The organism is Nocardia nepalensis (genome assembly GCF_048910785.1).
Classification (GTDB): domain Bacteria; phylum Actinomycetota; class Actinomycetes; order Mycobacteriales; family Mycobacteriaceae; genus Nocardia; species Nocardia nepalensis.
In genome coordinates this window covers 653,007-670,654 of sequence record NZ_JBKBET010000031.1, presented here as the reverse complement: position 1 = coordinate 670,654, position 17,648 = coordinate 653,007, and the positions used below count along the sequence as shown (strand labels likewise).

The following is a 17,648-nucleotide window of genomic DNA, read 5'->3' as shown; positions in this document are numbered from 1 at the left end:
CGAGACCGCGGTGGTCGCATCATTGACCCGGCAAAATCCTCGGCAAGGGCAGCCGACACACCGGCGGCGCAGTGATCCGAGCGATAGGCTTCGATGGCCGGGCGCGGTTTTCGCCGAACACCTTGTGGCGCAACGTGTTCAGCGTCTGCGATGGCCTCGGTTCTGTCCACAGGTGGGCTACGGAGCACTGTCGGCGATCAGCGCTCCGGATAGTTGAATAGGCGGTGGCACAATAGTATTCGTGCCGGGCACGGATCGAGCGCGGTGGGTCAGGCCGGTGTGATCCGTTGGTGTACGGTCAGCAGTAGGTGGTCGAGTTGGGTGCGCCGGTGGACGGGTGCCGCGCCGAGGTGGGGTAGTTCGGCGATAAATTGTGCGGCGAGTTCGCGTAGTTTGGTATTGGTTTCCTGGGATCGCCAGCGCAGTACCCCGAAGGCTTGTTCGGCGTCGATTCCGTAGGCGAGCATCAGTGCGCCCTTGGCCTGTTCAATGGTCGCGCGCGCTTCGAGTAGGTCGGGTAGAGCCTCATCGAGGGTGGTCTGTCGTTGTTGGGCCAGAGTGTCGGTGAGGTCGATGTAGTAGCCCTCGGTGCCGACGACGTTTGCGGAGTCGTCGAGCAGGTGGTCGCCGACGACTATGACCTGGTGGATTCGGCCTGCGGTGTCGATAATGCGGTGTCTGCTCGAGAACGGCTGGCCGGTCTGTACGGCGAGGGTGATGGACTCGGCGACTTGGTCGCGGTCGTCGGGGTGTTTGTGCGCGAGCAGCATGTGCGTGGTCGGCTGTGCGGCGCCTGGGGCGTAGCCGTGCATCGCGGCGACCTCGTCGGACCATTCCCAGCGTTGGTCGGCGAACCAGAATCGGAAACTACCGACGGCTTGCGGAGCACCTCCGAGGGCCTGGTCGACGGCATCGGCCGCGTCTGTTCGGCCGGCTGCGATCTCGTTCACCCTCTAAGTATCGGCTGAATCCACCCCCATGGACAGCAACCGCGAGCCGATCTCAGGGCGACTACCGAACATGTCGCCACTATGTCGATTCGCTTGTCGCGCACGGGTATGTCACCGACGGTCGACTCGAGCCTCGACCTCCTCATGGTCGATCTGTGGTGGCTGCCGTGGCAGCTGTTTGTGCGCGGATTGCGGCATTGGTTCGGCCGTCGGGTTGCGGGTATCCGCACGACGGAAGCGCCCGAGAGGATGACCGATCATGGGATTTCCCGAACAGCAGCAGACGCCGCCTGGGCGTCAGGGCCAGATGTCGCCGGTGCCCGATTGCGGTGAGCGCAGCTACCGCGGGTCTGGTCGACTGGCCGGTAAAGCGGCGGTGATCACCGGGGGTGACAGTGGTATCGGCCGGGCTGTCGCGATCGCCTATGCCCGTGAGGGCGCGGACGTGCTGGTTTCCTATCTGGATGAGCACGACGATGCCGAACAGGTCGCCGAGTTGGTCGAGCAGGCCGGTCGGCGGGGTGTGCTCGTCGCCGGGGATCTGTCCGAGCCAGTGCATTGCCGATCGGTCATCGATCGTGCCGTGGCCGAGTTCGGCAAGATCGACGTGCTGGTGAGCAATGCCGCCTACCAGATGACCCATGACACGCTCGCCGAAATCAGTGACGAGGAATGGGATTACACGTTCCGGCTCAACATCGGGGCGTATTTCCACCTCGTTCGCGCGGCACTGCCGCATATGCCACCGGGATCATCGATCATCGGCAGTTCGTCGGTCAATTCCGATATGCCCAACCCGACACTGGCGCCGTACGCGGCGACCAAAGCGGCCATCGCGAACCTCTCCGCCAGCCTTGCGCAATTGTTGGGAGAACAGGGGATTCGGGTCAACAGCGTCGCACCAGGACCGATCTGGACCCCTTTGATCCCTTCGACGATGCCGGTGGAGAAGGTCGCCCACTTCGGCGAGAACACCCCACTTGGTCGTGCGGGGCAACCGGCCGAACTCGCCGGAGCTTATGTGCTGCTCGCCTCCGACGAGGGCAGCTATATCTCCGGTGCGCGCCTGGCGGTCACCGGAGGCAGACCGATTCTGTGAACAGTCCGCGTACTTCGTGGTGGCAGCGAACCGCTTGCTACCAGCGGTGGCCGTGTCTCGCAACGTCCTGATCTGAGCTCGGACCTGCGTAGCCGGCTCAGGCCTTGGCGAGCGCACGGTCAGCGAATGCGGCGATGAGCGGTCTGAGACCGTTCCATTGCGGTGACCAGCAATGTTCATCGCTTCGGATTCGGGACTCGGGGCGGTGCCGACGGCCCGCCGAGACTATGGCCGAACCGGACAGGCCTCATCCGAGGGCGGCATCGCGGTGGGGTCGACCAGCGCGTCGACGAGCGGGGCCAGTCGCCGAAGTTCTTCCAGATGGGTCTCGCTGAGCTGTGCGAGGACTTCTCGACCTGCCTCGGTCAACGCGAGGCGGACGACGCGGCGGTCCTCGCCGTGCTCCCGATTGCGAGCGACGAGGCCGAGTTGCTCGGTGCGATCGATCAGTTGCACCACGCTGTGGTGTCGGGTGCACAGATAGTCAGCGATTTCTCCGATGCTGGGCCCAGCTGGATGGGAATGGCCTCGAATCGCCAGTAGCAGTTGATGCTGAGTGGCGGTGAGTCCCACATCGGCTGCCCGCCGCTCGCTCCATCGTAGGAACCGGCGGAGCCCGGCCCGGAACGCCAGCAGCCTCGAATACTCCTCGTTACTGAGGTGATCAGCCGCCGACATGGACTGATGTATCATGTCATGATATTATCACAGAATGACCTATAGGTTGGGCGGTTAGGGCTGCGAGCCGTCTCCGCTCGACAGTCTTTATTCACGCACTGTGTCTGAAGGGTGGTGCAGGACATGACCAGTGAGGCCATGAGCATGAGCCGGCATCCCGACATCATGGAGTTGCGGGCCAAGCATGAGAAATATGAGCTCGCCTCGGAAGCCCCGGCCGCCCAGGCGGTCGCCGGCCTGATGTTCCTGACCGGGCTCTATGTCGCGATCTCGCCCTGGGTTGTCGGATTCAACGGGTTCGCGACCTTGACGGGGAACAACCTCATTGTCGGGATCGCCCTGGCGATGCTGGCCGTCGGATTCGCTTCGGTGTACGGCCGGACGCACGGCATCGTCTGGGCTGCTCCGCTGATCGGTGTATGGACGATCATCGCCCCCTGGGTGGTCAGCGGTGACGTCGCCCATACATCGACGATCTGGAGCAACGTAGTCGCCGGCGCGGTTGCTGTAGTACTCGGTCTGGGCTCGATGCTCCTCGGGACCAGCCGAATCGGCCGACTGCCAGGCCGCGCGCCTTCCGCGGGCCTGGGGCAAGGCTAGAACCGGCCGGGTGTGCCTGAGGCCCCCACAGGTGAGGCGCTGACGGCATTCGCCTGTGGGGTGCGGGCAGTCGGGGTGCGGGCGGGGTTGCGCGCGCTGACCAAGCATCGGGATTCTGTCCGATCTCATCGGCGCGCTCAATGCTGCCCGCTCCGCACGAACAACCTTCGCAGCTGTCCGGGCTGGCGCGGCAGTACCCTGACGCACCTATTGGAATTTGGAGCGCACGATGATCATCGGGATTTCCGCTGAGTGCAGCAGGGCGCTGCTGGTAGAGCCGAGGATCATGGTGGCGAAGCCCCCGCGGCCGTGGCTGCCGACGACCACGAGCTGAGCATTGTCGGATTCTTCGAGGAGACAGCGGCCGGGCCGATCGACGACGACGATCCGACGGACCGGGATGTCGGGGTATTTGGCGGTGTAGCCTGCCAGATTTTCGGCGAGTACGACCTGTTCCTGCCGATGTAGGTCCTCCCAGTCGCCGATCGGCAGATCCAGGCCGGTGACGTCGCTCCAAGCATGCAGGGCGATAACGCCGACCCCGCGCAGCGAGGCCTCCTCGAAGGCCAGTTCGACGGCGGGAACGCTGTTGTCGGTGCCGTCGACGCCGACCAGAATCGGCTTGGTCGCCGACACCGCGTCGATTGCGGACGTACCGTGGATCACCGCGACCGGGCAACGAGCGTGGTGCGTGGCAGCTGTGCTGACCGAGCCGAGCAGTCCGCTCCGGAATGCGCCCAAGCCGCGGCTACCGACAACCAGCATTCTGCTGTGGTCGCTTCGATCGAGCAGCGTGGGAATGATCGACTCGAATGTCACCTCGCCGGTGATATCCGGCTCCGTGCCGGGCGCGGCCGTGCGGGCCACACGCGTCGCCTCGTGCAGGACCCGTTCGCCGTCGCGGCGCAGCGACTCCAGGTCCGCTTCCCCGAGCGAGGTGCCCGGACCGAAGCCAGTCGGGATCGCCATCGAGGTGAGGATGTGCAACGGGCTGCGGTGCAGTGCGGCTTCTACCGCCGCCCAAGCAACGGCGTGATACGAGCTGGGCGATCCGTCCACGGCCGCGAGAATCGATGGATTGCCTACCATGGGTTTACCTTTCGCTCCAGAGATCACTACCTGGCCGCACACCGGATACCCGGTTCCGGCGGCGCGACGCCGAGCCGCGATGCCGCAGGCCGTGCCGACGCGCTGGTGATCAATTCCAAGATTTCCGCCGGATCGCCGTACCGCCAGCGCGTTAAGATCAACGTGAGGATCTGATCAGTTGGGGTTGAATCCACAGCCCGGGACCCTCGGGAAACACCCCCCAGGTGCGGCCATCGACAACTGGACGGCAGGAATCTTCGGCCCATATCTATCGCGCGGGTGCGAGAAGAATGCGGGTTCACGTTATGCCATCCAAATACCTGGCTCCGGTGATCAGAAGCAACCCGACGGATGCGGGTTCTGTCGGACCCTCGATTCCAGAATTCGCACGTAGTGGCATATCTTCGTCGATCTACGTAGGCCGACGACGGCGCGTTGGCTACGTCCGTGTCGTCCGAACGCGGCCGTGTGTCGGTGTCACGCTTTACAGCGTGCTGGGTGAGGTCGATTTGTGCACCGCGGCAGATTTCGAGCGGCACTTGCTCGGGACGCTGCACACTGCTGCACCGACAATCGTCATCGACCTGTCCGAACTCGATTTTCTCGGTGTGGCAGGCATGAAGGTGCTCGACGACGCACGGGTGTGGTCGCAGCACACCCACGAGATGTACCTCGTCACCGGCACCGAATGCGTGGACCACATGATCGCGGCCAGCGGAATGTCGACATGCTTCGACACCTTCGCCAATCTCGACGATGCGCTGCGTGAAGCGGCCAAGAGGCACGGTCACGGATGAGCGACGCTCCTCGCGCGTCGATTGCTCTCCCCGAATCTTTCTGGGCCTTCGATCTCCGGGTCCCACTCGGCGTCCTGGGCCTGTTCGATCGCCCGGTCTATCTGGTCCGCTTCGGCGTCATCCCACCATTCCCAGACGGTGATGAACTCGGCTAGCAGCTCGGACGGATGGAAGCCCGTGGGTTGTGCCGGGCGCGGATGAGCCATAGGCGGGCTGTGGCGCCGTGGTCGATGCGGAGTTCGGTGGGTAATGGGCGGCGGGTTTGGTGTGCGAGGGCGGCGAGGTTGGCGGGGCGAGCATGCCAAGGGTGGTGGGTAAGCCAGGTTCGGGGTTTTTCGAGGGTGGATTGTGGGGTGATGCCGAGCGCCGCGGCGCGTCGGCGGTTGGTGTCTTGGATGGCGTCGAGCTGATGGAAGGCGTGGTTGGCGTGGTCGAGCAGCAGGGTGCTGCCGGGCGCGGAGAGTGTGCTGATGGTGGTGAGCAGTGTGTCGATGTCGCGGGGTGTCAGGTAGAGCAGGACTGCTTCGGCGATCCAGAGTGTTGGTCGGTTGGGGTCGAAACCGGCTGCGGTGAGTGTGGTGGGGTGCAGCGTTGTGAGGTTGGCGGGCAGGTAGGTGTGGTGGCAGCGGGGCGGGTCGGCGCGGGTGGTGGCCACGTCGCCGATGATGTTCCATTTCGGGGCTATTGCGGTCCCGGCGAGGAAATATCCCATGGGCGGTAGGGCTTTTCGTGATTGCGCCAGCGTTAGTGTGGCCGTGGTCCGCCGTACTGCGTAGAGCGGTGATGAGCCGGATGTGTTGGGGCTGAGTGGCATCGGCGACTGTGCGGCCGTAAAGGGTTGGTTCGCAGGACATGGGGTCGAGCCAGTGCACGGGGTCGCTGGGGGCGCGGCCATAGGGCGCGTTGCAGCTCGATATCCGAAGGTCGGTGAAAGGCTTTGTTGGGATGTAGCTTTCGCAGCAGGTGGTGCGCTTGTTCGGACCGCGCGGCTCCTCGCCACCTTGGCCGCACGAAACGACGATATCGACCACCAAACACTCGATCTCCTACCGCAGGACAACACCACCCGCGAAATCCGGCAACCCTCGTGGTCACCGGTGTTTTGCCCGCGCGTAACGAAACGCTTGCCCAGCAACAACTCTGGATCACCGCGTTCCTCGGCGACCTGCCCGCACAACAGCAGCTGATCCTGCGTCCGTATGCCGAATGGCGGATCCTGCGCACGGCCTGCCGCAACGCCCCAGTGGACGATACAGCCACGGCTCGGGCCGACACGATCGCCGCGAACTCCGCACCGCCGCGCGCTTCTTGAACTGGCTCGCCGACAACGAAATTCAAATGTGGTCGAATAAGCGCCCTACTCCGGATATCCGGTAATGCTGAATAGCGCGTTACCCAGAGAAAGTGCAGCAGGTCGAAATCCCGCCCGAATGTGGGCGGCGTGGCGATCCACGAGGGACAATGTCTACTCTGTGAGGCGGGCCGCCCCTGGGAGAGTGACGCTCCCCGTCTCTATGGCCACGGCGGACTGCCCTGTCCGGGCATCCTCGGCGAATTCCTGCCAAGTGGTCGGCACAGCAGAGTCGATGACGGGTTCCTCCAAGTTGACGTCGTACTCGTCTTCGTCCGCCGTCGGGTCCATGTGTTCATCAGCCAATTCGGCCCCTCCTTTTCGCTCATCAGCCGTCGACGGAACCGATGATAGAACGCGTTTTCGAACCGTGCCAGGGTGTCGGCAACAGAATCGGAGCCCGGAAGCATTGTGCCGCAGGAACTCTGACCTGCGCTGTTTTCGCTCGAGTAGCCGTTCGCGTCGTAGCGGTTACGCGAAGATTCTCGTGACCGGCACCACCGGAAACATCTGCCGCATGGTTGCAGAGATCTGTGCGCGCTCTTGCCGCTTCCCCCGCTGCCCGAACCGGCCAGCGCGAAGGGGCGGAAGATCAACGCGCAGAGGGCTTCCGGCATCTAGCGGACATACGCACATGCCGATTCGTCGGGAGAACCACGTCCGGGATCCCCGTCGCCGGCTGGCCCGCGACCTGTGAGTTGGGTGAAAGTTGGGATCGGTAGGAGGCGAGCGCGGTATCTACTTACCCCATGACATCTTCTCAATCGCCCATGAACCAACCGCAGCCCGCCGGCTTGGACAAAAAGACCAGCGCGATCCTGTCGTACGCGCTGGGGTGGCTCACCGGAATCATCTTCCTATTCGTGGGAAAGAACGATCCCGATGTGAAATTCCATGCCTCGCAATCGATCGTCTTCTTCGGGGCGGTCTCGGTGGTCAATATTGTTCTGAGCATCGTCGGCTCGCTCCTCGGGGTCCTGGGGATCATCTTCAGCCTCGCCGGACTCGCAGTCGCGGTCTTCGCGGTCGTCGTCTGGATCATGGCCATGGTCCAAGCGAACAACACCGGCGGTGCCCGCGCGGAGCTCCCCATCGTCGGAAAATTCACTGCCCCCTATGCCGATCAGTTGGCCAACTCGATCAAGTAGCGGCGTATTCGAAAGTCCCCAGCTGGGTTTCGTCATCGATGATGCTGTCGGCACCCCGCACGGCGGCCAGATGCGACAGTCCGAAGATCAACGGCCCGAGGCTACCTCGGGCCGTTGGCGTCCGCGCGGAACGTCCGGAACTGCTGAATGTCGTGCGTTTTCGCGAGGGAGTAAATGGGGTCGAGCGGCGGGGTGTAGGCGATCTCATGGAGCACGCTGAAATGCCGATGTGCGCGCGATGGTGCATGGCGTTGAAGCTCCAGACACCTTCGCAGGCACGGAAACCGGTTGGAGTCGGCTGGGGTGGGTGGGAGGCTACGTTTGTGATTCTCCTCGTGCCAGCCGATGTAATACACGCGTCCCGCGTCGATGAGCATTTCGCCGCTGAGGCCGATGCCGCCCGCGCTGCGGGGATGGATGTGGCCTTGGTCGACCATGATGCGCTGACCTGTCCGGACAATGCGGACGAAGCCGTCCGCCGCGTTCGAGCACAAGGTGAGGCGGTTTACCGCGGCTGGATGCTGCGCAGCGACCGGTACGCGGAATTCGATCGAGCGTTGCGACGTCGAAACGTCACGCTGCGAACCAGCGCCGAGCAGTACCGGCACGCCCATGAGCTACCTCGCTGGTACTCCGAGCTCTCCGACATGACACCTCGGTCGGCATGGACCATCGGGAACGATCGCACCGCATTCGACCGTGCGCTGCGAGAACTGAAATCCGGCCCTGCCGTGCTCCGCGACTACACCAAGTCGATGAAGCACCACTGGCACGAGGCGGCGTTCATTCCCGAGGTGGACGACGCAGACGGTGCCTGGCGCGTGGCGAACAGATTCCAAGAGCTCCGCGGAGAAGACATGACAGGCGGATTCGTTGTCCGCCAATTCGAGAACTTCCGTTCGGCCGAGGTTCGTACCTGGTGGGTCGACGGCAGGTGCCAGTTGATCGGACCGCACCCCGACACCCCGCAGGACATGCCCGCTACGGAACTCGATCCGACCGTGGTCGAGCATGCCATCGCTCGCCTTGGTCTCCCGTTCGTAACAGCTGACTTCGCTCTACGTGCTGATGGAGTATGGCGGTTGGTCGAACTCGGCGACGGGCAGGTCAGCGACCGACCGAAGACGATACGACCAGAGGCGTTGATCACTATCTTTCACAACGGTTTCCGTGGTTGATCACCTGTGGCGAAGCGAAACGCAATACAGCGCGTTCTCTGGGCTTCAGTGGAATCACCAGGGGTGCCCCTAATCGCGAGCGTCCCACAGCTCTTCAACTGCACCACATCACCTTCTGCGCTGTTGGTCGGCCGATCAGGTGGAACTGGTGGCGGCATCGGCCGAGAGGGTGCCGCCGTCAGTTCCACGTGATCACTTGTCCAGTAGTGCATCTCGGGCGGACCGGAGCGGCCGACGGCCACGGGATGGGTGCGGTCCCGGTAACCGGTCGCTGGATCGTGGCGGATGAACCAGAGTCGAATCCGCTTGCTCACGATCAAGGCCGGGACTGAGTTCGCCCAGCTGGCCACGCTATTTATGGACATCTGTTCTAGGTCGTTGCTCATTGGGATGTGGGGCCCGCAATGCCGAGCGCCGAGCTGGCTTCAGTCGACTCGAGTGCGCGGTAATGACGCTTCCCGCGCTGACCGAACGGCCAGTGCGAAGGGGCGGAAGATCAATGGGCAGAGGGCTTCCGGCACCAAGCGGACATACGCGCATGCCGATTACATCGCGTCGTGTTTGATCTCCACGCAGTGCAAGTGGTCAGTGAACGCCCAGTACGTCCGCAGGGCGACCCGCCGACCCACGAATGTGGTCGACAGCGCGCGGGGTGATCAGTTGAATCGGGGCATGATGCGTGTCCGGTTCGAGTTGGCGCCCCTCGAGAAGGTTGTTCCGTGGGGGGAGCATCGCCGTCTGCATTGGTTCGGGCTCACCCAAGGGTGGTACTGCCTGGAGGTTGGTGGTGTCGAGCTGCTGAGATATGCAGAGCGGACCCCGAACTCGATAGGCGATGGCAGCGCTGCCGTAACGTCGTGGGTGGACTATTACGTGGTGCGGCTGTGGGAGGACCTGCTCGCCGTTCTGCCCTCGGCCCTCGAGCCGGTGCCGGATGATTTGGCGAAGTTCTTCGCCGCTGGCGCCGAGGAGTGGGTCGACACCGGCGATCCGGATCTTCTCGAAGATCCAGCGATCGAGGCCGCCTCCGAGGCGTACGGCCTGCGCTGGATCGACACCTCGTATCTGCGATTCGGGCCCGCGTTTCGGTGGTGGCGCACCCTCTGCCCCGAGGACACGGTCACCGTGGCGTGGCAGTTCACACCCGATCCCGACGGTGCGATCACGTTCTCCGCGCCGCTGTCGGGCCTGAGGACGGTCAGCACGGAGGAATTCATCACTGCTGTAACCGATTTCGACCACCGACTGCTGCAAGCCATGCAGGAGCGTGTGGACCACCTGGCTGTGGCCGGCGCCGTCCCGGGGATCGAGCTCGATATCCCTGCGCTGATTCGGGAACAGGCGCAGCGCCGGACGTGGTTGCCGCGGGCGTTGGCCCGGCAGGACGACACCGACTGGGCCAACGTACGTGCAGGCGCGGCGGTCCTGGCTCCGCATCTGGCGTGAACGCACGGAAATGCCGCTGAGCGAGCGTCGAGCGGCAGATACGGTTCGGTCGTGGCGGTGTGGTTGCGCCACAAGGACTTATCGAGGTCGGTTTCGTGTTCGGCCACGATCATGGCCGTGACGATCACCCACGCTCGCGCGGGAGTCGCGGACTTGATGAGAGTGCTTCGCGGGTGCCGCCGACCTGCCAGCCATCGGATGATGGGGTGGCCGCCGGGTCGTGCACTGCAGCTGCCGTGGACTCGGCCGGAACAAGTTGTGTCCGTCCTGCTGCGCCCGCTGGAGCGATGACTACTCGACTGATATCGAGGCCACGGGTTGTCGTGCCGAATTTCGGTTCGCCGTGCGGCGTTCCGTAACGCCTCCTCCTTCGAAGCCAACAACAGATCCTCGACACACCCCTGACCGATTACATGGCCACCGTCCCCGGGCTGGTGGTGATGCGTCCGAAATGAGCCTCGTCGGGTCTCGATCCCGCTTCCGTCGAACTATCCCTCACACAGGGGACCTGGTGTCACGCCCGCGCGTGATGTGCGACGCGTCGCGGCTGACCTACGCTGCCCGCAGCACCGCCGCCCCAGTCCGGCGCGGCATCGACTCGTAGGAGGCCGCAGTGTTCGGCAGACGTGGATTTCTTACCAGCGCGGCCGCCTCGGTGACGGCGGCGGTCGCGGCAAACGCGGCGGGTCCGGCGGCGCGGGCGCGCGCGGATGTGGACCCGAACAAGCCGAACATCCTGGTCGTCATCGTGGACGAGATGCGCGCGCCGGTGTGGTTTCCGGAGCAGTCGATGCTGGATCAGTTGCTGCCGAATATCGGGCGGATCCGGCGCGGCAGTGTGTCTTTCGAGCAGCATTACACCGCCGCCAATGACTGCACCGCCTCGCGTGGCGCGCTGGTCACCGGGCTGTACAGCCATCAGACCGGGTGCATGGTGGTGTCGGAATCGACCTTGTCCCCGCGGTTTCCGACCTGGGGGTCGATGTTGCGCGAGAACGGGTACGAGACGACCTGGTGGGGCAAGTGGCATCTGGGTCACTACCCGGATCGGACGCCAGGTGCGTTGGAGGCGTACGGGTTCGGTGGCGGCACCTATCCCTCGCCGAACGGCGCGCCGGGCCAGGGCCTGCAGGCCGATCCCAAGATCGTCGATGATTTCGTGGACTGGTTCGAGCACGATTCCGGCGGCTCTCCCTGGTGCTCCACGGTGTCGCTGGTGAACCCGCACGACATCCAGTACTGGCCGCGCTGGACGCGTCGCGACCAGAACAGCCTCGACATTCCCCGCTGGGTGAGCGACCTGCCCGGCAATTTCGAGTCCCTGGAACAGCTTTCGGCCAAGCCGCGACTGCAGATGGCCCTGGTGCAGGCGTCGGTGGTGGCCTTCGGTCTCGCGCCCTACGGCACCCCCGAAGCCATGCAGGCCTGGATCGACATGCGCAACCTCTACCTGTGGCTGCAACAGCAGGTGGACACCCAGATCGGCCGCGTCCTGGACACTCTGGAGTCCCGCCCCGACGTCGCCGCCAACACGGTCGTCATCTTCACCTCCGACCACGGCGACTACGCCGGCTCCCACGGCCTGCACGGCAAGGGCGGTGGCGCCTACGACGAAGCCGTCCGCGTCCCCTTCTACATCCACGATCCCCGCGGCCTGCTGAGCCCCACCGACTCCACCGCGGTCCGAACGCAACTCACCTCCAGCGTGGACCTCACACCTCTGCTGCTGTCCATCGCCACCGGCGGCAACCAGTGGCGCTCCACCGACCACTACCAGCACCTGGCAGGCCGCCTGGACCTGACGGCGCTGTGTCGCAACGCCTCCGCCCCCGGTCGTCCATTCATCGCCCACACCACCGACGAGGCCACCATCGAAGAGGCCGCCATTCTCTTCGACCACAACGCCCCCGGTCACGTCACCATGGTCCGCACCGCAGACGCCAAATTCGCGGCATATTCCCACTGGCTCGACGGCCGAATTCAAATCGACAGCTCCGCCGACCAAGAATTCGAACTCTACGACTATTCCACCGACAAGGGCCGCCTGGAACTGGACAACCAAGCCGCCACCGGAAACCCCTTGCGCCCCAAAATGGAACAACTCCTGGCCCAAGCCATAGACACCGAACTCCAACAACCCCTACCCACCTATCTGAAGGATGCCCAAGACCAAGGCATCTCCGACTACATCTCCTCCCAATCCAGCATCACCGCCAAAGCCGAACGCCTGGGCAACTTTCTGGAGGACTTCCTCATCCCTCAGAACTAGTCGCTGGGCGGTGTCAACTCCGGTTGAATCGTGACCCGGCGGACAGGGCGTCAGGGCTGACCAGAGGTAGCCGTCATAGAACTGTTGTCGTCGGCCAATGATGGTGCAGATTCTGGGGTCGCTATCCAACCCGGCATCGCACTCAGAATCGGTACGACTGGATCGTGTCCTTTTCAGGGCTGGGTTGCGATATTCGGGGATAAGCGGCCAGCGGGCCGCGAATTTCAGGGATAGTTGGCGAGGTTGGAGTGATGTCCCGCTCATGCGTTCGGTTGTGCGATAGCTCCCTGTCGTTCGGGCTGATTCCTGACCTCCCGGGGCTGTCTCTTGTCGGCATTTGGTCAAAACGGCTCGAGTAAGGAGGTGAAGAGGTGGCTAGGATTACGGGAATTCTCTGCCAGATCATCACCGGCACGGTCAATGGCGCCGGTACCGACGGTCGCGTCTATCTCGGACTCGGGGGACGCGAGTTCTGTATAGATTCCACCGCCGACGACTTCGAACGCGGCTCCTGGCGCGAGTACATCATGGGCCGAGCTCCCGATGAGCCTGACCTGCCGCCGCCCCTGATCCGTGTACGCAACGGCAAACTGAACGACCCACGCATCGGCTTCCCGCTTGATACGGTGAATCTGCGTAAGAGCCCGGTGTATATCCGTTTCGAGCCAGCGGGTTCCAACCCCGACTGGAATCTCTCCGCTGCGTCTGCGCTCGTCTACGAAGGTGAAGGGCAGTTCGTCACTTCATTTCATCCGCCGGAGGGCTTCGACAACCTTTGGCTGGGGGAGGACTACGGCAAGATCCTGTTCTTGACGCGGGAGGAGCTCTGAACCGCCTTCATGGAAGCCACGTCTTCGACGTGCTCACATGGGCATTGGCCCCACCGCCACAGTTGTCTGCTGAGTGACAATGTCGTTTGGTCTGCGGTTCTACCTGCGCAGGCATTTACGAGCTTTTCGAGACCGGTCCGCCTTTTCCGCTTCCACCGATCACCTCGGAGTTGCCGATGCCCATGCAGCAGGACAGCGCGGTAAACACACACGCCGTCAAGCGCTCCAGCTTGCGGCGGCACCTTGTTGTCGCGGCGGTCGCCCTCGCGGTCGTCCCCATGAGTGTCGCGGTCGCGCCGACGGCATCCGCTCAGGAGGATGCCGTTCTGACCACGCTCTCGTTCGAAGGCCTCGATCGACCGCAGGGGGTCGCCGTGAACGCGGCCGGGGACGTATTCGTCGCGGACACCGGCAACAACCGAGTCCTGAAGCTTCGACCGAGCGGCCTACAGGTGCAGCTTCCGTTCACTGGCCTGGACTCACCGCAGGCGGTGGCGGTGAACACAGCCGGCGACGTATTTGTTGCTGATACAGGAAACGGCCGGGTGCTGAAGCTCGAGGCCGGGACCTCAACACAAACAGTGCTGCCGGCAATGTACGACGACTACTACGACGACACCCATCGGTATACGAATCGGCGCCCGATCGGCTTGGCTGTCGACGTCGGTGGCGACCTGCTGGTCCTCGACGATGGCATCGGCCGGGTGGTCCGGATTCCGGTCGGCGCGGATGTCGGCATCGGCTTGCCGCTCAAAGTCGTCACTCCTGGTGGAATCGCGGTCGACTCCGCAGGCACTGTCTACGTCTCCTATGGCGGGCACTCCGGCGACGACGCCCACGTTGTCAAGCTGCCTGCGGGCGCGAGTGCGGGTATCGACCTGCCGTTCAGATTTTTTGGCGTGATCTACCGGGGCATTGGGGTCGACTCCGCCGGAGATGTTCTCACGGCCGAATATTGGTCGGGCACTGTTTGGCGGTTGTCGGCTGGGAAGGATGCGCCGACCCGCGAACCGTTCACCGATCTGGCCGAACCTGCTGGGCTCGCGATCGACAACCTCGGGGACGTGTATGTCGCCGACACCGCCAACAATCGGATCGTCAAGCTCACCTATCCCTGCGTCGGCTGGCTGTGCGCACTGCGCGGCCTGCAGCTGTACTTTCCACCGGAGCTGCGTCCATGTCTTTTCCTGCCACTGTTGTGCAATCCCTGTGGGCCGTTCGGACTCTGTCTGCCACCGGAATTGCGCGGACGGTGATCATCGTGCAGGTAGACCAGACCGCACGGGTTATGTCCTGAAATCGTGTGATGTGCGAGCTGCGGGTTGTCTCGGTGCTCGATCAAACGGCGGCTCTGTCCGTTTCGGCCGGCAAGCTGTTCAGCAGCGTGCGCACCATGGTTGGTACCTGGACGTCGAGTTGTGTGGGTATCGGCCGGTCGGCTGTGAGATATCGCCGCACCGCGGCATAAGGCAGGTCGACAACGGTGAGAACGATCGTCGCCGTGGACAATCCGGTTTCGGTGCGTAGCGAGTGGACGAGTTCGCGGATGGCCGCATCCCATCGGGCTGCTTCGCTGGCGCGCTCCTCGCGCGCGGTGGCGGGCCAGCTCTGGGGAGCGAAGTGGTGGACACCCGCGAGCAGGACCTGCGCATCGAGCGGGCTGCTGCGGCACCACCGCACGATGTGGCCTGTGATCGCGGCGGCGGCCTCGACCGGGTCGTCCTCGTCGAACAGGAGGTAGGCGTCGCGATGCAGGTGCTCGACGGCCCTGTTCCACAGGGCGGCCAGCAATGAGGGCCGGTCGGCGAAGCGATGGTAGACCGACCCGCTCGGTGCACCGGATTCCCGGATCACACCGGACATCGTGACGCCAGCGGGACCCTGCGTAGCCAGCAGCCGCGCAGCGGCGTCGAGGATCGCCGCGGTGTCGTGTACGAATCTCACCACGCTGTAGAGACTACTCTCCAGACAGGCTTGTAGAGTGAAGTCTCTACAACGATGAGAGGCCGACCGTGACCATCACCACCGAAGACGTCTACCGACTTGCTCCGTTCGTTCGCACCCTCGGAGTGGAGTTCACCGAACTCACATCCGCCGCTGTCGCTGCCCGCCTGCCCCACACCATCGAGCTGTCGACAACAGGTGGTGGCCTGCACGGCGGTGCCCTGATGGGGTTGGCCGACGCGGCTGCCGCGGTCTGCGCGGTGCTCAATTCCGCCCCGGGGGCGCTGCCCGCGACGACCGATTCGACGACGCATTTCCTGCGTCCGGTCCGCGCGGCGGCGCATGCGGTCGCCGAGCCGATGCGTATCAGCCGCAATGCGGTGGTGGTGGGTGTGCAAATCACCGACGAGTCCGGCGAGCTGTGCGTCCATGTGATCCAAACAGTGCAGACACGCGTTCCGCACGCGGCCGCCTGAGGCCGAAAGATCGGCGATCGTAATGCTCACGGCCGCTTGATATTCGGTGACCAATCGTGTCGCAGGTGTGCCAAGTGGCGGTCCTGGCCCCATCGCCTGCCGAGATCGCGCCGAGGGCGCCGATCGGCGAACACAACGCAGTGCTGATGTGAAGTGCCGTGTCAGGGCGCGGAATGCTGCTGCACGGTACAGCTCGCCTGCCACGTCGCGACCGATCGCCGCAGGTGCACCCCGGCCGAACAACAGATGACCTGGGCTACCAGGGGATGACGCTGAACGGCACGTGGTTCGGGCGGCTGCTCGTGTTCCCGCTGTTGTGTCCGGTGTCGGGGTCGATGTCCCAGCCGCGGCTGACGACCGGGGCCCGGTTGCTGGATCGGGACTTGCGCGAGGTGTGCCGCTGCCTGGATCTACTGCGCGACCGAGTTCGGGAGCTGGCTCGAACCAGCGCTGAGGTCTGCTCGCGGACTGCCTCTGTCGAGCGATCGTGCGTTGGCGGGCGGCCAGTGCACTTCACCTGCCGCCGTGCCACCCTCTGTCGCCGCATCGAAGTGTTGGCTATAGTTCTATATAGTCAGCTATGGCGTGAACGAATGAGGAAGGCGGACATGACCAGAATCGAAGGGGCTATCGCCCTGGTGACCGGCGGGCAGCGAGGCCTTGGCCGCGCGTTCACCGAGGAATTGCTGGCGCGCGGCGCGGCCAAGGTCTACGTCACCGCCCGCAAGCCCGGCGCGGCCGATGACTCCCGCATCGTCCCGCTCGAATTGGAGGTTACCGACCAAGATTCGGTTGCGGCCGTTGCGGATCGGGCCACTGATGTGAACATCGTCATCAACAACGCGGGTGTACTGCGCCCGGCGCCGCTACTGCAGGCCGAAATGGCCGATGTCGTCGAAACATTCGAGACCAACGTCTTCGGACCGCTGCGCATCGCACAGGCTTTCGCTCCCATCCTCGCCGCCAATGGTGGTGGCGCACTGGTGGATATGCACTCTGTGCTGTCCTGGAGTTCCGGGGCCGCGGCCTACGGTGCGTCCAAGGCCGCCCTGTGGTCACTGACCAACTCCCTGCGCATCGAACTGGCTGCGCAGGGCACCCAGGTCGTCGGTGTCCACCTCGGCTTCGCCGAGACCGACATGGTCAAGGCCATCGATACCGTGAAGCTCAGCCCCGCTACGGTCGCCGCCGCACTCGCCGATGGTCTGGAACAGGGTGCGAACGAAGTCCTCGTCGATGAGTTCACCCGGCAGGTGAAGGCCACCCTGTCCGGTCCCGTCGAAAACCTCGTCCTTCCCTTCCGTCGCTGAGACACCGGTTCGCCCAAAGGAATTCACCATGCCGCTCTGGCGCATCTACCACCCCGCGAACACCTACACCTCCGAGGACAAGCAGAACTTCGCCCAGGACATCACCGCCTACTACGCCCGCGTCGGCCTCCCGGAGTTCTATGCCGTAGCCCTCTTTCACGAACTGCCCGCCGACTCCTTCTATGTCGGTGGCAAACCCACCGCCGCCTCGGTGCGCATCACCATCGACCACCTCGCCCGTCAACTCGATGACCCTGAAATGCGAAAACGCATGACCCGCGGCCTCGACACCCTCATGGCCCCCTACACGCACGACCGCGGCCTGTACCTCGAATTCAATATCAACGAGGTCCCGCGCGACACCTGGATGATCGCCGGGCTCTTCCCGCCACCGATCGGTAGCGATATCGAGCAGGTCTGGGCCAAGGAGAACAAGCCCATCCCGTACTGAAGCCGTGGGATTCGACGCGTTGGAAGTCGACA

The 17,648-nt window shown here is 64.0% G+C and carries 21 protein-coding genes and 1 pseudogene; 15 read left to right on the top strand and 7 right to left on the bottom strand.

The window, feature by feature from the left end; translation table 11 throughout:
• Positions 1-269: 269 nt before the first annotated feature.
• The gene (locus ACHQ4I_RS27915; RefSeq protein WP_420774822.1) at positions 270-950 is read right to left on the bottom strand and encodes a PAS and ANTAR domain-containing protein; all 681 of its coding nucleotides are present in this window, start codon (positions 948-950) and stop codon (positions 270-272) included.
• A 259-nt stretch (positions 951-1,209) separates the two neighbouring features.
• Here ACHQ4I_RS27915 and ACHQ4I_RS27910 point away from each other — a divergent pair, with 259 nt between their 5' ends.
• Positions 1,210-2,049, top strand: coding sequence for an SDR family oxidoreductase (locus tag ACHQ4I_RS27910; RefSeq protein WP_420774821.1), 840 nt, complete (start codon positions 1,210-1,212; stop codon positions 2,047-2,049).
• A 225-nt stretch (positions 2,050-2,274) separates the two neighbouring features.
• Here the strand turns inward: ACHQ4I_RS27910 and ACHQ4I_RS27905 are convergent, their stop codons facing one another.
• Positions 2,275-2,727: a MarR family winged helix-turn-helix transcriptional regulator gene (locus ACHQ4I_RS27905; protein ID WP_420774963.1), complete on the bottom strand. Its 453-nt coding sequence runs from the start codon at positions 2,725-2,727 to the stop codon at positions 2,275-2,277.
• 123 nt (positions 2,728-2,850) lie between these two features.
• On the opposite strand from ACHQ4I_RS27905, the gene ACHQ4I_RS27900 reads away from it, so the two are divergent.
• A complete protein-coding gene (locus ACHQ4I_RS27900) occupies positions 2,851-3,327 on the top strand; it encodes an SPW repeat protein (RefSeq protein ID WP_420774820.1) in 477 nt (158 codons plus the stop codon).
• A 207-nt stretch (positions 3,328-3,534) separates the two neighbouring features.
• Here ACHQ4I_RS27900 and ACHQ4I_RS27895 read toward each other — a convergent pair whose 3' ends face one another.
• Positions 3,535-4,416: a universal stress protein gene (locus tag ACHQ4I_RS27895; RefSeq protein ID WP_420774819.1), complete on the bottom strand. Its 882-nt coding sequence runs from the start codon at positions 4,414-4,416 to the stop codon at positions 3,535-3,537.
• 290 nt (positions 4,417-4,706) lie between these two features.
• Between ACHQ4I_RS27895 and ACHQ4I_RS27890 the strand changes: the two genes are divergently transcribed.
• Both ACHQ4I_RS27890 and ACHQ4I_RS27885 read left to right on the top strand, forming a co-directional pair.
• Entirely contained in the window at positions 4,707-5,213 is a 507-nt protein-coding gene (locus tag ACHQ4I_RS27890; RefSeq protein ID WP_420774818.1) for an STAS domain-containing protein, read from the top strand.
• Positions 5,210-5,368, top strand: coding sequence for a hypothetical protein (locus tag ACHQ4I_RS27885; protein ID WP_420774817.1), 159 nt, complete (start codon positions 5,210-5,212; stop codon positions 5,366-5,368). The genes ACHQ4I_RS27890 and ACHQ4I_RS27885 overlap by 4 nt, the downstream gene beginning before the upstream one ends.
• Here the strand turns inward: ACHQ4I_RS27885 and ACHQ4I_RS27880 are convergent.
• The gene (locus tag ACHQ4I_RS27880) at positions 5,365-5,925 is read right to left on the bottom strand and encodes a class I SAM-dependent methyltransferase (RefSeq protein ID WP_420774816.1); all 561 of its coding nucleotides are present in this window, start codon (positions 5,923-5,925) and stop codon (positions 5,365-5,367) included. The genes ACHQ4I_RS27885 and ACHQ4I_RS27880 overlap by 4 nt on opposite strands.
• 375 nt (positions 5,926-6,300) lie before the next feature.
• Here ACHQ4I_RS27880 and ACHQ4I_RS27875 point away from each other — a divergent pair, with 375 nt between their 5' ends.
• Positions 6,301-6,525 (top strand): hypothetical protein, encoded by a 225-nt coding sequence (locus ACHQ4I_RS27875; RefSeq protein ID WP_420774815.1) that lies wholly within the window; start codon positions 6,301-6,303, stop codon positions 6,523-6,525.
• Between the two features lie 153 nt (positions 6,526-6,678).
• Here the strand turns inward: ACHQ4I_RS27875 and ACHQ4I_RS27870 are convergent, their stop codons facing one another.
• A complete protein-coding gene (locus ACHQ4I_RS27870; RefSeq protein ID WP_420774814.1) occupies positions 6,679-6,870 on the bottom strand; it encodes a hypothetical protein in 192 nt (63 codons plus the stop codon).
• 443 nt (positions 6,871-7,313) lie between these two features.
• On the opposite strand from ACHQ4I_RS27870, the gene ACHQ4I_RS27865 reads away from it, so the two are divergent.
• Complete coding sequence (locus ACHQ4I_RS27865; RefSeq protein WP_420774813.1) at positions 7,314-7,712, top strand: DUF4870 domain-containing protein; 399 nt, start codon at positions 7,314-7,316, stop codon at positions 7,710-7,712.
• 101 nt (positions 7,713-7,813) lie between these two features.
• Here the strand turns inward: ACHQ4I_RS27865 and ACHQ4I_RS27860 are convergent, their stop codons facing one another.
• The gene (locus tag ACHQ4I_RS27860; protein ID WP_420774812.1) at positions 7,814-8,326 is read right to left on the bottom strand and encodes a hypothetical protein; all 513 of its coding nucleotides are present in this window, start codon (positions 8,324-8,326) and stop codon (positions 7,814-7,816) included.
• A gap of 33 nt (positions 8,327-8,359) precedes the next feature.
• On the opposite strand from ACHQ4I_RS27860, the gene ACHQ4I_RS27855 reads away from it, so the two are divergent.
• The 6 genes and pseudogenes from ACHQ4I_RS27855 (at position 8,360) to ACHQ4I_RS27830 (ending at position 14,691) form a co-directional block, all read left to right on the top strand.
• Positions 8,360-8,890, top strand: a complete 531-nt coding sequence (locus tag ACHQ4I_RS27855) for an ATP-grasp domain-containing protein (RefSeq protein ID WP_420774811.1) — start codon at positions 8,360-8,362, stop codon at positions 8,888-8,890.
• Between the two features lie 672 nt (positions 8,891-9,562).
• The gene (locus ACHQ4I_RS27850) at positions 9,563-10,336 is read left to right on the top strand and encodes a DUF5984 family protein (protein ID WP_420774810.1); all 774 of its coding nucleotides are present in this window, start codon (positions 9,563-9,565) and stop codon (positions 10,334-10,336) included.
• Positions 10,337-10,690: 354 nt separating this feature from the next.
• Positions 10,691-10,791, top strand: a pseudogene (locus ACHQ4I_RS27845) (DUF1460 domain-containing protein); the annotation flags it as partial.
• Between the two features lie 158 nt (positions 10,792-10,949).
• Positions 10,950-12,605, top strand: coding sequence for a sulfatase-like hydrolase/transferase (locus tag ACHQ4I_RS27840; protein WP_420774809.1), 1,656 nt, complete (start codon positions 10,950-10,952; stop codon positions 12,603-12,605).
• A 371-nt stretch (positions 12,606-12,976) separates the two neighbouring features.
• Positions 12,977-13,435, top strand: a complete 459-nt coding sequence (locus tag ACHQ4I_RS27835; protein ID WP_420774808.1) for a hypothetical protein — start codon at positions 12,977-12,979, stop codon at positions 13,433-13,435.
• Positions 13,436-13,611: 176 nt separating this feature from the next.
• Positions 13,612-14,691, top strand: a complete 1,080-nt coding sequence (locus ACHQ4I_RS27830; RefSeq protein WP_420774807.1) for an NHL repeat-containing protein — start codon at positions 13,612-13,614, stop codon at positions 14,689-14,691.
• 82 nt (positions 14,692-14,773) lie between these two features.
• Here the strand turns inward: ACHQ4I_RS27830 and ACHQ4I_RS27825 are convergent, their stop codons facing one another.
• Complete coding sequence (locus tag ACHQ4I_RS27825; protein ID WP_420774806.1) at positions 14,774-15,382, bottom strand: TetR/AcrR family transcriptional regulator; 609 nt, start codon at positions 15,380-15,382, stop codon at positions 14,774-14,776.
• Between the two features lie 65 nt (positions 15,383-15,447).
• On the opposite strand from ACHQ4I_RS27825, the gene ACHQ4I_RS27820 reads away from it, so the two are divergent.
• From ACHQ4I_RS27820 to ACHQ4I_RS27810, 3 genes are all read left to right on the top strand, one after another.
• Positions 15,448-15,855 carry a PaaI family thioesterase gene (locus ACHQ4I_RS27820; protein WP_420774805.1) on the top strand — a complete coding sequence of 136 codons (408 nt, stop codon included), beginning with the start codon at positions 15,448-15,450 and terminating at the stop codon, positions 15,853-15,855.
• A 608-nt stretch (positions 15,856-16,463) separates the two neighbouring features.
• Entirely contained in the window at positions 16,464-17,165 is a 702-nt protein-coding gene (locus ACHQ4I_RS27815) for an SDR family oxidoreductase (protein ID WP_420774804.1), read from the top strand.
• Positions 17,166-17,193: 28 nt separating this feature from the next.
• Positions 17,194-17,616: a tautomerase family protein gene (locus ACHQ4I_RS27810; protein ID WP_420774803.1), complete on the top strand. Its 423-nt coding sequence runs from the start codon at positions 17,194-17,196 to the stop codon at positions 17,614-17,616.
• The last annotated feature ends 32 nt before the right edge of the window (positions 17,617-17,648 follow it).

Coding starts and splice junctions, on each gene's coding strand:
- ACHQ4I_RS27890 (WP_420774818.1), top strand. CDS start 4,707: ATGCGGGTTCACGTTATGCCATCCAAATACCTGGCTCCGGTGATCAGA.
- ACHQ4I_RS27910 (WP_420774821.1), top strand. CDS start 1,210: ATGGGATTTCCCGAACAGCAGCAGACGCCGCCTGGGCGTCAGGGCCAG.
- ACHQ4I_RS27880 (WP_420774816.1), bottom strand. CDS start 5,925: ATGGGATATTTCCTCGCCGGGACCGCAATAGCCCCGAAATGGAACATC.
- ACHQ4I_RS27860 (WP_420774812.1), bottom strand. CDS start 8,326: ATGGGCGTGCCGGTACTGCTCGGCGCTGGTTCGCAGCGTGACGTTTCG.
- ACHQ4I_RS27885 (WP_420774817.1), top strand. CDS start 5,210: ATGAGCGACGCTCCTCGCGCGTCGATTGCTCTCCCCGAATCTTTCTGG.
- ACHQ4I_RS27905 (WP_420774963.1), bottom strand. CDS start 2,727: ATGTCGGCGGCTGATCACCTCAGTAACGAGGAGTATTCGAGGCTGCTG.
- ACHQ4I_RS27865 (WP_420774813.1), top strand. CDS start 7,314: ATGACATCTTCTCAATCGCCCATGAACCAACCGCAGCCCGCCGGCTTG.
- ACHQ4I_RS27850 (WP_420774810.1), top strand. CDS start 9,563: ATGATGCGTGTCCGGTTCGAGTTGGCGCCCCTCGAGAAGGTTGTTCCG.
- ACHQ4I_RS27855 (WP_420774811.1), top strand. CDS start 8,360: ATGACACCTCGGTCGGCATGGACCATCGGGAACGATCGCACCGCATTC.
- ACHQ4I_RS27895 (WP_420774819.1), bottom strand. CDS start 4,416: ATGGTAGGCAATCCATCGATTCTCGCGGCCGTGGACGGATCGCCCAGC.
- ACHQ4I_RS27810 (WP_420774803.1), top strand. CDS start 17,194: ATGCCGCTCTGGCGCATCTACCACCCCGCGAACACCTACACCTCCGAG.
- ACHQ4I_RS27830 (WP_420774807.1), top strand. CDS start 13,612: ATGCCCATGCAGCAGGACAGCGCGGTAAACACACACGCCGTCAAGCGC.
- ACHQ4I_RS27900 (WP_420774820.1), top strand. CDS start 2,851: ATGACCAGTGAGGCCATGAGCATGAGCCGGCATCCCGACATCATGGAG.
- ACHQ4I_RS27815 (WP_420774804.1), top strand. CDS start 16,464: ATGACCAGAATCGAAGGGGCTATCGCCCTGGTGACCGGCGGGCAGCGA.